Consider the following 15,867-nt stretch of genomic DNA (forward strand, 5'->3'; position numbering starts at 1 on the left):
TCTTTTTTTAATTATTAATTAAGATTTCATTATTTTTTTATCTTTTAAATTTAATTTTTTATAAAATTTTGTAATTAATGATTTTTTATCTTTGTAAATAGCATTAATTTTTGTTCCTTTTTCTAAATAAAAAGGAGATAAAGTTTTTATAATAAAAATATATGTTAAAACTAGTAATGAAATACCAACAACAGACATAAATGTAAAACGTAAAATTGGTAACCACACTGAAGTGTTTAATACTTTTTTACCAAAACTTGCTGTATAACCGGCATTTCCAATAAATAAGTAATTAGTACCAAAGGAAGTATTAAAAATAAAAACACCACCACCAAATAAAGTTAAATATAATATACTTTTTTTGATATATATTTTGTCATATTCAATATGACCATATAAATATAAAAGTAAATAAGAAAAAAGAATAATAATATGAATAAAATAATAATTTCAATAAAGAAAATGCTGTGGACCAAAAACTCATTTTGTTTTATCTGGTAATAAAAATGCCAAAATAACAAGACCAATTAAAGGAAAAGTAATATTAAATAAACTTTTATTAGGAATAATTAATAATATACCACTAGTAATATTTAATACCGAACATAATTGAAAAGGAAAATAATCATACCATTGATAATTATCTCCATTCAATCCATGAACAATATAAAAACTAATATATAAAAGTATTTGAAAAATACCTAAACTATATTTAAAACTATAGCACTTACTTAAATTAGCATAAAACCTTTTAAAAATAAATAAACTAATTATCAAGAATAATGATATAGATAACCCAATTCAATAATACATACCAAATAAAGGATTAATAACTGCTTGTGGATTACCATCAAAAAATCCAAGAAAAACAAATTGCATAATGGCCCCCCTCTTTTTTAAATTTCTTTCTTATTTTTATACTAAGAAGCGAATTTATTTTTTAATTTTACCATTAAATATATTATAAAACAAAGTTTGTGATAAAAAAATATTCTTTGAAATTTATATTAAATACATTTCCAAAACTTATCATAATTTTATAAATTAAAAACACTTGAAATAAATTAAATTTATTATAAGTGTTTTTAATTTATATAAAATTTGCAATTAATTATTTTGCTAAAGCAGATTTTGATGCCAAAACTAATTTCTCAAATTCTTCTGGTTGATTAATTGATAACTCAGACAATATTTTACGATTAAGATTAATATTAGATTTATTTAAGCCATCAATAAAACGTGAATATGATAAATCATAATTACGAACAGCTGCATTAATTCTTTGAATTCATAACTTGCGAAACTCACGTTTACAATTTTTACGATCACGATAAGCATATGCTAATGAGTTCATTACTTGTTCATTTGCTGTACGATATAAACTATGTTTTGCTCCATAATATCCTTTTGCTGCTTTTAGTATTTTTTTACGACGATGATTAGTTGTATAACTGCCTTTAACTCTAGCCATTTATTTTGTCACCTTCCTAAATTAAATCTTTTAAACGCTTATAGTCAGAAGCAGATACTTCACTTCACCCACGTAATTGACGTTTTTGTTTTGTTGTTTTATTTTGAGCTAAGTGAGAAACAAAAGCACCACTACGCATTCATTTACCACTTCCTGTTACTTTAATTCTTTTTTTTAAAGCTTTTTTTGTTTTCATTTTTGGCATATTTTACCTCCTATTGTTAATTTTCTTGATTTTTCTTTTTTGGAAAAAGATAAATAGTTTGTATATTTTTTTCTTTTTTATCAAAGTTTTTATCATAAATACAAATATCTTCTAATTCTTTATAAAATTTTGTAATTACTTCAAATCCTGCTTCAGGATTATGTAATTCACGACCACGATATTTTAATGTAACTTTTACTTTGTTACCATTACTTAGAAATTTACGAGCCTTATTTGCCTTTGTTTTAATGTCATTGTTATCAATAACAACACTTAGTCGAATTTCTTTTTCTTCAACAATTGTTAATTTTTGTGCTTTTTTAACTTCTTTTTCCTTTTTTTGTTGTTCAAAACGATATGTATCAAATTTAAACATTTTACAAACAGGTGGTTTAGCATTTGGTGATATACATAACAGGTCATATCCTAAATCTTCTGCTTTTTTTAAAGCATCATTTTTTTTCATTAAGCCATAATTAGTACCCTCATTACCAATTAATAAAAATTCATAAAAGGGAATATTACTATTTCATAAATTATCATTATTTTTAAAAGCCATACATACCTCCTTTAATTTGCATAAATAAAATTCTGCTAAAACGCACACTCACCACTACAAAACTTTATTTTAAAAATAAAAATTTAAAGCATTGAACCTATAACAACTTAGTTATCAGGTGAGCGTAAAAACTACTTTCTTTATGTCAACTATTATTATATTAGATTTTTAATAAATTACAAGATTTTTTTAATATGTTAGTACATAAATTTAAATAAAAATAAAAAAACTTACTATATAATTAGCAAGCAAGTCTTTTATTTTTATTAATTTTAATACTAATTACTTATATATAACCTATATTTTATTAAAATTTTTAGCTGTATATAAGATTCCTTGCGATCCAGCAGCATAAATTCAATCATCTGGACCAACTGCTAAAGCAAAAATATGATCATCAGTATTTTTTATTCCAGATAATTCAGAACATAAATTTGTATCTTCTATTTTTTTATATACTTTATTAGAGTCAATACCAACAAATAAATTATTATCTCTATCAATGACTAAACCTTTAACATCGTGGTTTGGATTTGTTTCTAATATTACCTCATATATTCCATTCTTTATCTTATAAAGACGACCATTTCAAGAACCAGCAAAAACAGTATTATCCTTGTCAACTACTAAACTATCAATTTGATGCCCATCGTTTATTTGTTGAAATATTCCAAAAGTTTGACTTATTTTATCAGTTTTATAAATTATTCCACGATCATCATCACCAGCATAAATTGAGCCATCTGAACCAACTGCTAAACTATGAATATGATCACCATTTGTTCCTTGCATTAAACTAGTGCTTCCATTTTTACTGATTTTGCATACACCAGTATTAGTATTACTACCAACATAAACAGTTTCAGTATTTTTATCAAATGTTAAAGCTCAAATTCAGTTTTTTGGTCCTGGTATTATAATTTTTTCAAAACTACGTACACCATCACTCTTATAAACAAAACCATTATCACTACCAACATAACATTATCTTCATTATCAATTACTAAGGCTCTAACTGCCCAATATCCTTCTAATCCTGACAATAAAATTTCTAATCCTGTTGGAGTAATCTTATAAACCTTATCTTCTTGTGCTCTAAAAATATTACCTTGTGAATCAACACCTAAAGCATAAATGTTTCCATTTGTTAATTTTTGAGAAACAAAATTAGTAATACTATAATACAAATTAACTGTTCCTATATAATCACCTTTACCAATAATTGTAGCAGTACTATTATCTTGTCTTTTAATATCAAAATCATTAATAGTTAATGATTTAATTGCATGATTTGCTTCAATAATACCTATTAGTAAACTCATTTTAGATGGTGCTAAATCCTTCCCACTATTAATAAGTCCTAAATTATTATTTACTATTATATCTGCTAAGTTAATTGCACTATGTTTATTTTCTAAACTTTTTTTATTTTGAATATAATTAGTTGCAATATTAGTTTTTTCTTCAATTGTGTTTAATACATTAGTTAAATTTCCTGTTGTTGTTGCAAGTGTTAAAACACTTAATGTTTTTATTAATGTTTTCATAAGTACCCCCTTTTTGATACTACTAATAGTTTTTTATAGTATACTATATATAATATATATTAAGACTTTTAAAATAAAATACAAATCTTTTAATTTTCCAACTTTGTAATTCTAATTAAATTGATATGTAGGTTAATTAAATAATTAATTAGACTATTTAATAGCCAACATCTTAAAATTAATGTACCTCAAGTAGTACCATTCATAATAAGTGAAATTGAATGAGTTCCTGTAATCCTTGTACTTATATCTGCAAAGCAATTTTTTTTTGCGTAAAATTTCTTCACATTTTCCTTTAAATATATCTCTGATATTTGGAATATTTTACGATTCCGTTTACCACTTGCTTTCACATAATCAATACTATATTCTAATCGTACCTTGATTGGTTTTTTTGTCTCAATCTTAAAAGAAAAAGTCATATTTTCTCCAATAGAAACAAATTCAGCACCTAAAGCAAAATCAATCACATTTACACAATCAATATTGGTAAAACCAAAGATTTTCATTACCTCCATATTGCCTTTTTTCAAAAGGGTCCTACAACCGTGCTTTACAATCCAATCAGTATGATTGTTTTTACCATATCATTCCTTTGCATTTTTTGTAACCAAGTCAGGATGTGTTTTAGAAATATCATTTAAATTATTTGCTACACTTTTACGAACATAAAAAGAGGGATTGGCTTTTAATTGTTGTAAAATTTTAAGGATTGGATATGGGTTTTTTTAAAATTTGTTAATGCTTGTCCTCATGGTAATTGAGGACGACAACCTTCACTAGCAAGTCGTCGCACATGCTCATTATCATGCTTAGATCAAGCAAGCGTTTAATAATATTGATGAATAAAAAATGATTTATCAATAGCAGAATGTATAAGTGGTTTAAAACAATCATAAATTAAAAATAAAATTATTTACTTATTTTAATGTAAAAATTAAAAAAATCTTAATTTTTAGATTAAGATTAACAATAAAAAAAATTTGGCATCGTGCTATTTTCCCATTGCTGGTATTTTCGCCGCTGAAGTGCTTAACTGCTGTGTTCGAGATGGGAACAGGTGTGACCACTCCGCCATGGACACCAAATAGTTTAGCAATTGCTCCCTAAAAACTAGAAAAAGACATCTTTAAATTTGATTACTTTTGATTTGCAATAGAGAATATATTCTTCAATAAATCCTCGATCTATTAGTATCAGTAAGCTGAACATATCACTATGCTTACACACCTGACCTATCAACCTTGTAGTATTCAAGGGATCTTACTTCTTTCGAATGAGAAATCTCATCTTGGAACTGACTTCGCGCTTAGATGCTTTCAGCGCTTATTCATGCCCTACATAGCTACCCAGCTGTGCCACTGGCGTGACAACTGGTGCACCAGAGGTAGGTCCATTCCGGTCCTCTCGTACTAGGAACAGCTTTCCTCAAATTTCTTGCGCCCACGACAGATAGGGACCAAACTGTCTCACGACGTTCTGAACCCAGCTCGCGTACCGCTTTAATGGGCGAACAGCCCAACCCTTGGAAGCGACTACACCTCCAGGATGCGATGAGCCGACATCGAGGTGCCAAACCTCCCCGTCTATATGAACTATTGGGAGAGATTAGCCTGTTATCCCCGGGGTAACTTTTATCCGTTGAGCGACGGCCTTTCCACACAGCACCGCCGGATCACTAAGCCCAACTTTCGTTCCTGCTCGACTTGTATGTCTTGCAGTCAAGCACCCTTTTACCTTTGCGCTCTACATATGATTTCCATTCATATTGAGGGTACCTTTGGGCGCCTCCGTTACTTTTTAGGAGGCGACCGCCCCAGTCAAACTACCCACCAGACACTGTCCTTAGACCAGATTATGGTCTCAAGTTAGAATTTCAATATAGCAAGGGTGGTATCCCAATGGTGACTCCATGCCTACTAGCGTCTGCATATCAACGTCTCCCACCTATGCTGTACAAACTACACCAAAATTCAATATCAAGTTGTAGTAAAGCTCCACGGGGTCTTTCCGTCTAATCGCGGGTAACCTGCATCTTCACAGGTACTAAGATTTCACCGAGTCTATAGCCGAGACAGCGTCCGGATCGTTACGCCTTTCGTGCGGGTCAGAACTTACCTGACAAGGAATTTCGCTACCTTAGGACCGTTATAGTTACGGCCGCCGTTCACTGGGGCTTCAGTTCAAAGCTTCGCTTACGCTAACAAATCTCTTTAACCTTCCAGCACTGGGCAGGCGTCACCCCCTATACATCGTCTTACGACTTAGCAGAGAGCTGTGTTTTTGCTAAACAGTCGCCCGGACCTCTTCACTGCGACTCATATTGCTATGAGCTCCCCTTCTCGCTAACTTACGGGGTTATTTTGCAGAGTTCCTTAGCTATAGTTATCTCGCTTGCCTTAGGATATTCTCCTTGACCACGTGTGTCCGTTCTCGGTACAGGCACCATGGTGATGTCTTTAGAAACTTTTCTTGGAAGTATGGTATCAAATGCTTCGTTACTAAGCGAACCGTTCACTCCCCATCGTACTTCAAGGTTAACGCTGTGCGGATTTGCCTACACAACCCTCTTTGTACTTAGCCCAGCACTACCAACCACTGGGACATTTTAGCCTTCTCCGTCATTCCATCAGTCACCATGGTGGTACAGGAATATCAACCTGTTATCCATCGACTACGCCTTTCGGCCTCGCCTTAGGTCCTGACTAACCCTGGTTGGACGAACCTAGCCCAGGAAACCTTGGTCAATCGGCATGAAGGATTCTCACCTTCAATCGTTACTCACGCCGGCATTCTCACTTCTAAACGCTCCACTAGTCCTTCCGGTCTAACTTCGTCGCAGATTAGAACGCTCCCCTACCGCCCACAATATATGTAAACATATATATAGACCCATAGCTTCGGTACAATGCTTAGCCCCGGTACATTTTCCGCGCAGAATCATTCGACTAGTGAGCTGTTACGCACTCTTTAAAGGATGGCTGCTTCTAAGCCAACCTCCTAGCTGTCTGAACAATTCCACATCGTTTTCCACTTAGCATTGATTTGGGGACCTTAGCTGATGATCTGGGCTGTTTCCCTCACGTCCATGGACCTTATCACCCATAGACTGACTGCCATATATGTAACAATGGCATTCGCAGTTTAATTGCATTCAGTACCCCGAGGTGGGGCCATCATACATTCAGAGCTTTACCTCCATTGCACTAATTCTGACGCTAGTCCTAAAACTATATCGGGGAGAACCAGCTATCTCCAGGTTCGATTGGAATTTCACCGCTAGCCACAAGTCATCCACGGTCTTTTCAACGAACGTTGGTTCGGTCCTCCATTAACTGTTACATTAACTTCAACCTGCTCATGGCTAGATCACCTGGTTTCGGGTCTACGACCACATACTAAACGCCCTATTCAGGCTCGCTTTCACTTCGGATCCGTCTTTTCAACTTAACCTTGCATGTAATCGTAACTCGCCGGCTCATTCTACAAAAGGCACGCCGTCACCCATTAACGGGCTCCGACTTGTTGTAAGCATATGGTTTCAGAAACTATTTCACTCCCCTCTCGGGGTACTTTTCACCTTTCCCTCACGGTACTGGTTCACTATCGGTAATTGGTTAGTATTTAGCCTTACGCAGTGGGCTGCGCAAATTCCGACAAGGTTCCACGTGCCTCGCCGTACTCAGGATACTGTCAAGAGATTTATACATTTCGCATACTGGGCTTTCACCATCTATGGCTTTGCTTCCCAACAACTTCTGCTATATATAAATTTTGTAACTCTTCATAGGTCGAACCTAATAGACAGTCCTATAACCCCAGTCTGACGACTGGTTTAGGCTGTTCCCTTTTCGCTCGCCGCTACTAAGGGAATCGCATTCGCTTTCTTTTCCTCTAGGTACTAAGATGTTTCAATTCTCTAGGTATCACTCTGCACAACTATGAATTCATTGTACAGTACTATCTGATTAAAGATAGTGGGTTTCCCCATTCGGACATCTCCGGATCAAAGCTTATTTCCAGCTCCCCGAAGCTTATCGCAGGTAATCGCGTCCTTCATCGTCTTCCAATTCCAAGGCATCCACCATACGCTCTTAATAATTTATTTTTAGAATATCCTATTGCAAGATAAAAATTATCTTATTTTTTTAAAAGATGTCTATTATCCAGTTTTTAAAGAACAATTGCTCAGAGAAAACAATCCCTGAAAACTAAACAGAACAAAAGAAGTAATCCAATAAATCATCCATCTAATTTTTCTTGTTGTCTTGGTTTCTTATTAGAAACTAAACTCCATAGAAAGGAGGTGATCCATCCCCACCTTCCGGTAGGGATACCTTGTTACGACTTAACCCCAATCATCAACCCTGCCTTTGGCAGCTCCCTCCTTGCGGTTAGGACACCGACTTCTGGCATTGCCAACTCTCGTGGTTTGACGGGCGGTGTGTACAAGACCCGAGAACGTATTCACCGCGACATTGCTGATTCGCGATTACTAGCGATTCCGACTTCATGAAGTCGAGTTGCAGACTTCAATCCGGACTGAGACTGACTTTTTGAGATTTGCTTGACCTCGCGGTTTAGCGACTCTTTGTATCAGCCATTGTAGCACGTGTGTAGCCCAGGTCATAAGGGGCATGATGATTTGACGTCGTCCCCACCTTCCTCTAGCTTACACTAGCAGTCTCCTTAGAGTCCCCAACTTAATGCTGGCAACTAAGGACAAGGGTTGCGTTCGTTGCTGAACTTAACCAAACATCTCACGACACGAACTGACGACAACCATGCACCACCTGTATCCTTGTTAACCTCTACTATATCTCTATAGCTTCGCAAGGTATGTCAAGACCTGGTAAGGTTCTTCGCGTTGCTTCGAATTAAACCACATGCTCCACCGCTTGTGCGGGTCCCCGTCAATTCCTTTGAGTTTCACTCTTGCGAGCATACTACTCAGGCGGAGTACTTAATGCGTTAGCTACAGCACTGCCTCATGGCAACACTTAGTACTCATCGTTTACGGCGTGGACTACTAGGGTATCTAATCCTATTTGCTCCCCACGCTTTCGTGCCACAACGTCAGTAATAGGCCAGTTAGCCGCCTTCGCCACTGGTGTTCCTTCATATATCTACGCATTCCACCGCTACACATGAAATTCCACTAACCTCTCCTATACTCTAGTAATGTAGTTTCCAAGGCGGTCAGGGGTTAAGCCCCTAAATTTAACCTCAGACTTGCAAAACCGTCTACGCACGCTTTACGCCCAATAAATCCGGATAACGCTTGCCACCTATGTATTACCGCGGCTGCTGGCACATAGTTAGCCGTGGCTTTCTGGTAAGGTATGGTCGATACTAAAATCATTTCCTATTCTAGCACTTCTTCCCTTACAACAGACCTTTACAATCCGAAGACCTTCATCAGTCACGCGGCATTGCTCCATCAGGCTTTCGCCCATTGTGAAAAATTCCCTACTGCTGCCTTCCGTAGAAGTTTGGGCCGTGTCTCAGTCCCAATGTGGCCGTTCATCCTCTCAGATCGGCTACGCATCGTTACCTTGGTAAGCCATTACCTTACCAACTAGTTAATGCGCCGCATCCCCATCAATTAGCGAAGCAAATGCTCCTTTCATTATTTATCATTGCAAATAAATAACATATGCGGTATTAGCTGTCGTTTCCAACAGTTATTCCCCACTAAATGGTAGGTTAGATACGTGTTACTCACCCGTTCGCCACTAAAGTATTGCTACTTTCGTTCGACTTGCATGTATTAGGCATGCCGCCAGCGTTAATCCTGAGCCAGGATCAAACTCTCAATAAAATTGTTTTTGTTAAAAGATGATGTCTGACTTATTTAATTTTTAATAAAAAATTGACGGATTAATTCTTGTTTTATTTAGTTTTCAAAGATCGTTTTTTCTAGTTTGTAACCCATTTATTTTCGGGCACAATAAGTATCTTACAGAAAACAAAACCCAATGTCAATGAAAATAATAGTAAAAATATAAATATTTTTTTCGTATAAAAAAATGGTTTAAATTTTACTAATATACTTAGTAAAATTAAATTGCTTAATTAACTAAAAAACCATTTAAGAATTAGAACCTTAAATGGTTTTTTTAATTTTTATAGTTATATTTTATTCTCAACTTGTTTTGTTAATAATTTTAAAAATTCTGATAAAGTAACAATTTTACTTTCTTTTTGACCATACTGACGATAACTTAAATTATTATTTTCTATTTCCTTATCACCAATAATAATTTGATAAGGAATTTTTTGAGTTTGTGTTTCAACAATACGTTTGCCAATAGTTCCACTGCTAATAATTTCAGTTCGTAAATTATGTTGTTTACAAGTTTGCAATAATTTATTAGCATATTCTAAGGTTTTTTCTTTTTCATTTATTGGTAAAATTGCAATTTGCCTTGGTGCTAATCATAGTGGAAAAACGCCTTTATTTTGTTCTAATAATGTGGCAATAAAACGTTCATATGTACCAATTAATCCTCGATGAACAATAACTGGATTTGTTTCATTATTATTTTCATCAATATAAGTTAAATTAAACTTTTTCGGTAATAAGAAATCGAATTGAATAGTAGATATTGTAATTTCATGACCTAATGCTGTTTTAATTTGAACATCAAATTTTGGTCCATAAAAAGCAGCCTCACCAATCATTGGTTTATACTCTAATTGTAATTCATCTAATACTTCACGTAATGCTGTTTCTGCTTGATTTCACATTTTATCATCATTAAAATATTTTTCTTTATCAGCAGGATCTCGTAAAGATAATGATAAATAATCAATTTTAATATTTAAAGTTTTTAAAACCTCAGCAATTAACTGATAACAACGTTTAAATTCTGTTTTCATTTGATCAAATCTAACAAAAATATGAGAATCAGTTAATTCCATACTTCTTACTCGTTCTAAACCAGTTAAAGCACCACTTGCTTCATAACGATATAATAAAGCATGCTCACTTAAACGCAAAGGTAAATCTTTATAACTACGAAGAGCACTTTTATAAATCATACAGTGATGAGGACAAGTCATTGGTCTTAATACCAATTGTTCTTCTTCTTTTTTAATTGGAGTAAACATATTTTCACGATAATGATCTCAATGACCACTTTTTTTATATAATTCAACAGAACCTAAAACTGGTGTTGATACTTCTTGATAATCTCACATAAATTCTTGTTTTCTCAAATATTTCTGCAAAACTTTTTTAATAACCATACCATTTGGTAAAAATATAGATAATCCTTTACCACAATCATCATTAAAAGTAAAAATATTTAATTCTTTACCTAGTTTGCGATGATCACGATTTTTTCGTTCTTCAAGTTCATTAAGTTTATCTACTAATTTTACTTTTGAATAATCACAAATACCAGAAATGCGCTGTAATTGTTTATTTTTATCATTTCCTAATCAATATGCACCAGTAATACTTAATAATTTAAAATCTTTTATTGATGAAGAATTATTAATAGCAACACCCGATGCCACTACTAAAGTCTTATTATCAACTAAATAAGAGCATTTTAATCCATTAACATGATTTAATTTAATATATTCTAAAGCAAAAGGATTGTCTTTATGAGTTTTTAAAGATTCTTCTTTAGTTTGACAAACTCTTTTAATTTCAATATTTTTTATTAAAATTTCACGCATTTTCTCTTCAATTTTAATTAATTCATCATTAGAAAGTCGCTTTTCATAATCAAAATCTAAATAAAAACCATTATCATTAGTATTAGCAATCGTAATTAACGCTTGTGGATACATTAATTTAATAGTATGAGCTAAAATCATAGCACATCCATAATTTAAAATAGTTCATCCTAAAGCATCATCTTTTTTAATAAACTTGATTTCAGCATCTTCTTTAATTTCTCAATATAAATCTTTTAATTGTCCATTCAGAGTAAAAGCAATAATTGAAGAATCTATATTTTCATTTTCCTGTTTTAATAATTGATAACCAGTAATTGGATTTTCAATATTATAAGTCATCGTTTTGCCATTTAATTTAATTACATTAATTTTCATGTTTTACCTAATTCCTTTTCTAATTTACCTCAGTAGTACTAGGTTATTTGACAATAAAAGTTGTAAAAGGATTAGTATTATTATTAATATCTACTACTAATACTTTTGATTTAGTAGCGATTATATAAGTGCTACTAATGCTTTTAACTAATTGCGAAGAATTACTTAATTCTACTGGAATTCCTTCAACTGCTAAAAAAGTATAAATTCCAAAGTTTATTGCAAATTTATTATAATCAATAACATTATTAACAATAGGAATTATATAAACTGGCAAATGAGCATTAGCAATAGTTCTAATATAATTACTATCTTGACTATTAGTAATTAAATATTGTGGTTTTTCTTCAATAATTTTTTTAATAGTTTTAGCAACTAATTGATCTTTTGTATGGAATAAATCAGTAGCAATTTTACTCTGTTCTTGATGACTTTCAGCATCAACAAGAATTTTACTCATTGTTGCAATTGATAACACAGGATAGTTACCATTGGCAGATTCACCCGATAACATTGTACATGTTGCTCCCCAATCCATAGCAACCCAAACATCAGTAACTTCAGCGCGTGTTGGATGAGGATTATCTATCATTGAATCTAGCATTTGCGTAGCAACAATTATCGGTTTGTTAACAGTACGACATTTTTTAATTCATTCACGTTCTAAAAAAGGAACTTTTTCAAAAGGAATTTCAACTCCTAAATCACCACGAGCAACCATAATAGCATCTGATTCTTTTAAAATTTCATCAAAATTATTAACTGCTAATTGTGATTCAATTTTAGCAATGATTTGAATATGTTTACCATCATTATCATCTAAAACTTTGCGGATTTCTTTAATATCAGCTGCTGAACAAACAAATGATGCAGCAACATAATCTACTTTTTGCTGACAACCAAAAATTAAATCTGCTCTATCTTTTTCAGAAATAAAAGGTAAAGACAATTTAACATTTGGAATATTAATAGCACGACGATCTTTAATAGTATGTGTATTTAAAGCTTGACAAATAACAGTATGATCTTTAACCGCTGTAACCTTTAATGTTAATTTACCATCATCTACTAGTAAATTATCATTAACTTTAATATCCTTTGCTAAATTACCATAATTTACAGAAAACTTATCGGCAGTACCAATAATCTCTTTATTATCAATTATCGTAATAATTTCATTTTTTTTGATTTCTACACTACCCTTTGTAAAGGTATGTGTTCTAACTTCTGGACCTCTAGTATCTAACATAATAGCAACTGGTACATTTAATTGTTTAGATACTTCTCTAATCATTAAAACCCTTGCTAAATGTTCATCATGAGTACCATGAGAAAAATTTAAACGCCCACAAATTGAGCCATTTTCTATTAGTTGTTTAATAACATCAGCAGAATTTGAAGCAGGTCCTAAAGTAGTTACACATTTAGTTCTTTTTATAATTGATATCAAATTATTCACCTCTTTTTATTAAGTATTTTTTTTAAAAATAACTCCTGACAAACGTAAAATTTTATTAGCAACGTTATTTTTATTTATTGAAGGTGTGTTTAATGCATCTTGAATTTCAATAGCTACTAATTTATTATCTTGTAATCCAATACAAATACTAGATTTATTACTATTTGCAAATCTTTCGGCAGCAAAAATACCCATCATTGTTGATAAATAACGATCAAATGCACTTGGTGTTCCCCCACGTTGAATTTGACCCAATATTACTGCTCTTGTTTCACAATCAGTATCTTTTTCAATGATTTTAGCTATTTTATTAACATCATATTGACGTTCAGTTACTACTATTACTAATGAACGACATTGTTTTTTAGTGTACAACTGTTTAATAATATCAATCAATGACTGTTCTCCAATTCCTAAATCTTTAGTTGCAACTAAATCACAATTTGCAGCAGCAGCACTATGAAGAGCAAGGTCACCACAATTACGACCCATTACTTCAACAATCATAATTCTTCCATGAGAATTAGCGGTTTGACGAATTTTATCAAGATTTTCAACAATTGTATTAAGAGCGGTATCAAAACCAATAGTAAACTCACTTGAACTAATATCATTATCAATAGTACCTGGAATACCCACACATTGAATAGCTGCTTCATTACTTAATTTTTGCAAACCATTATATGTGCCATCACCACCAATAGCAATTAAACCTTCAATTTTTTTAGATTTTAAAATTTCAATACATTTTTTACGAGTTTCTTCTTGCTCAAATTCTCTAAAACGAGCAGACCCAATGATTGTTCCCCCCATCTCAGTCCCTAGATCAATTAAATTTGCTCAATTGTTATCAATAACATGAATGTCATTTGTCATTATTCCTTTATAACCATTTTTTATTAAAACTAATTCAAATGGTCTTTTATCAGCAGTAGCAATTTTACTATTTTCATGATTTATACCACGAAAAGTCTTATATACTGCATTAATAACATTATTCATACCTGGTGAATCACCACCAGAAGTTAAGATTCCAATTCTTCTTTTATTTAATTCTTGCATATTTAGTCATCCTCTCTTCTAATTACATTATTTTAGTGATAATTATTATAATTTGTTTAAAATTAAAAAGGATATCAGTAAATTTAACCATAAAATATGATTTTAATTAATTAATATTATAAAATACATCGTCACCTAAAAATTTAGATTGATCTGCTAAATCAGCTTCAATTGTTAATAAACGATTGTATTTTGCAACACGATCAGTTCTTGACATTGAACCTGTTTTAATTTGTCCAGTATTAAAAGCTACTGCTAAGTCAGCAATCGTTGTATCTTCAGTTTCCCCAGAACGATGAGATACTACTGCCGTTCACCCAGCTTTTTGACACATTTCAATAGCTTCCATAGTTTCAGTTAATGTTCCAATTTGATTTAATTTAATTAATACTGAATTAGCAACGTTTTTAATAATTCCTTCTTTAATAATTTTTGGATTAGTAACGAATAAATCATCAGCAACAACTTGGAATTTACCTTCTGATTTTTCTAATAATAATTTAAATCCTTCTCAATCACCTTCAGCCAAACCATCTTCAATTGAAATAATTGGATATTTTTTAGTTAAATCAACTAAATAATCTACTAGTTGCGCTGAAGTTAATAATTTTTCAGTATTTTTACTTTTACCATCTTTATTACCAAAAACATATTTACCATTTTTATAAATCTCTGATGATGCACAGTCCATAGCAATTTTTATATCTTTATTTGGAGTATAACCCGCTTTTTTAATAGCTTCAACAATTAAATCTAATGCTTCTTCGGTTGATTTTAAATTAGGAGCAAAACCACCTTCATCACCAACTGCAGTAACTAAACCCTTACCTTTTAAAATACTTTTTAAAGCATGAAAAGTTTCGGCAGCCATTTGGATTGCCTTTGAAAATGTTTTAGCACCAACTGGCATTATTAAAAATTCTTGAAAGTCAATATTATTATCAGCATGAGCACCACCATTAATTACATTTAACATTGGGACTGGCAACTGACAAGCATTAGTACCACCTAAGTATGTATATAAGGGCACATATAATTCATCAGCGGCAGCTTTAGCAACTGCTAATGATACCCCTAAAATAGCATTGGCACCTAATTTTGTTTTATTTTCTGTTCCATCTAACTTAATCATTGTTTGATCAATTAATCTTTGATTAGTAACTTCCAAACCAATAATAGCTTCGGCAATATTTTCATTAATATTTTTAATGGCTTTCATAACACCAAGTCCACCATAAACTTTAGTATCTTTGTCTCGTAGTTCTAAAGCTTCTCTAGTACCTGTTGAAGCACCTGATGGCACTAAAGCAAGCCCGTATCCACCATCTTCAGTTCAACATTCAACTTGAATAGTTGGATTTCCTCTTGAGTCTATTACTTGTAGTGCTCTAATATCAATAATGCAAGACATATTTGTTAATTCCTTCTTTCTTTAATATTTCACTAATTATTATACAGAAAAAAATATTGTTTAGAATCAAAAAAGCACAAATATTT

The 15,867-nt window shown here is 32.2% G+C and carries 10 protein-coding genes, 3 rRNA genes and 1 pseudogene; all 14 read right to left on the minus strand.

From position 1 onward, the window contains the following. Window positions 1–18: 18 nt before the first annotated feature. The 14 genes and pseudogenes from AAHM96_RS06140 to eno all read right to left on the minus strand — a co-directional run bounded on the left by AAHM96_RS06140 (window position 19) and on the right by eno (window position 15,781). Window positions 19–879 (minus strand): hypothetical protein, encoded by an 861-nt coding sequence (locus AAHM96_RS06140; RefSeq protein ID WP_342272960.1) that lies wholly within the window; start codon window positions 877–879, stop codon window positions 19–21. Window positions 880–1,111: 232 nt separating this feature from the next. Next, entirely contained in the window at window positions 1,112–1,471 is a 360-nt protein-coding gene (gene rplT / locus AAHM96_RS06145; protein ID WP_281749155.1) for a 50S ribosomal protein L20, read from the minus strand. A 16-nt stretch (window positions 1,472–1,487) separates the two neighbouring features. Further along, window positions 1,488–1,676: a 50S ribosomal protein L35 gene (rpmI, locus tag AAHM96_RS06150; RefSeq protein WP_174480739.1), complete on the minus strand. Its 189-nt coding sequence runs from the start codon at window positions 1,674–1,676 to the stop codon at window positions 1,488–1,490. 16 nt (window positions 1,677–1,692) lie between these two features. Beyond that, window positions 1,693–2,235, minus strand: a complete 543-nt coding sequence (gene infC, locus AAHM96_RS06155; protein WP_339042334.1) for a translation initiation factor IF-3 — start codon at window positions 2,233–2,235, stop codon at window positions 1,693–1,695. A gap of 297 nt (window positions 2,236–2,532) precedes the next feature. After that, window positions 2,533–3,027 carry a hypothetical protein gene (locus AAHM96_RS06160; protein ID WP_342272961.1) on the minus strand — a complete coding sequence of 165 codons (495 nt, stop codon included), beginning with the start codon at window positions 3,025–3,027 and terminating at the stop codon, window positions 2,533–2,535. 122 nt (window positions 3,028–3,149) lie between these two features. Next, on the minus strand, window positions 3,150–3,782 hold the full coding sequence (locus tag AAHM96_RS06165) for a hypothetical protein (protein ID WP_342272962.1): 633 nt from the start codon (window positions 3,780–3,782) through the stop codon (window positions 3,150–3,152). 89 nt (window positions 3,783–3,871) lie between these two features. Continuing rightward, window positions 3,872–4,602: pseudogene (locus AAHM96_RS08565) on the minus strand (DNA alkylation repair protein); the annotation flags it as partial. A gap of 161 nt (window positions 4,603–4,763) precedes the next feature. Further along, window positions 4,764–4,870: ribosomal RNA gene (gene rrf, locus AAHM96_RS06175) — 5S ribosomal RNA — on the minus strand. An 82-nt stretch (window positions 4,871–4,952) separates the two neighbouring features. Next, window positions 4,953–7,890 (minus strand): 23S ribosomal RNA (locus tag AAHM96_RS06180). 191 nt (window positions 7,891–8,081) lie between these two features. Further along, window positions 8,082–9,603: ribosomal RNA gene (locus AAHM96_RS06185) — 16S ribosomal RNA — on the minus strand. The 16S, 23S and 5S rRNA genes sit together here, the layout of an rRNA operon. A 311-nt stretch (window positions 9,604–9,914) precedes the next feature. Then, the gene (thrS, locus tag AAHM96_RS06190) at window positions 9,915–11,849 is read right to left on the minus strand and encodes a threonine--tRNA ligase (RefSeq protein ID WP_342272964.1); all 1,935 of its coding nucleotides are present in this window, start codon (window positions 11,847–11,849) and stop codon (window positions 9,915–9,917) included. A 43-nt stretch (window positions 11,850–11,892) separates the two neighbouring features. Beyond that, window positions 11,893–13,299 (minus strand): pyruvate kinase, encoded by a 1,407-nt coding sequence (pyk, locus tag AAHM96_RS06195; RefSeq protein ID WP_342272965.1) that lies wholly within the window; start codon window positions 13,297–13,299, stop codon window positions 11,893–11,895. A gap of 18 nt (window positions 13,300–13,317) precedes the next feature. Continuing rightward, window positions 13,318–14,370, minus strand: a complete 1,053-nt coding sequence (locus AAHM96_RS06200) for an ATP-dependent 6-phosphofructokinase (RefSeq protein ID WP_342272966.1) — start codon at window positions 14,368–14,370, stop codon at window positions 13,318–13,320. A 106-nt stretch (window positions 14,371–14,476) separates the two neighbouring features. Next, a complete protein-coding gene (eno, locus tag AAHM96_RS06205) occupies window positions 14,477–15,781 on the minus strand; it encodes a phosphopyruvate hydratase (RefSeq protein WP_342272967.1) in 1,305 nt (434 codons plus the stop codon). Window positions 15,782–15,867 lie beyond the last annotated feature (86 nt).

The sequence above is a fragment of the Spiroplasma endosymbiont of Acasis viretata genome (assembly GCF_964031275.1).
In the GTDB taxonomy this organism is placed as follows: domain Bacteria; phylum Bacillota_I; class Bacilli_A; order Mycoplasmatales; family VBWQ01; genus Spiroplasma_E; species Spiroplasma_E ixodetis_A.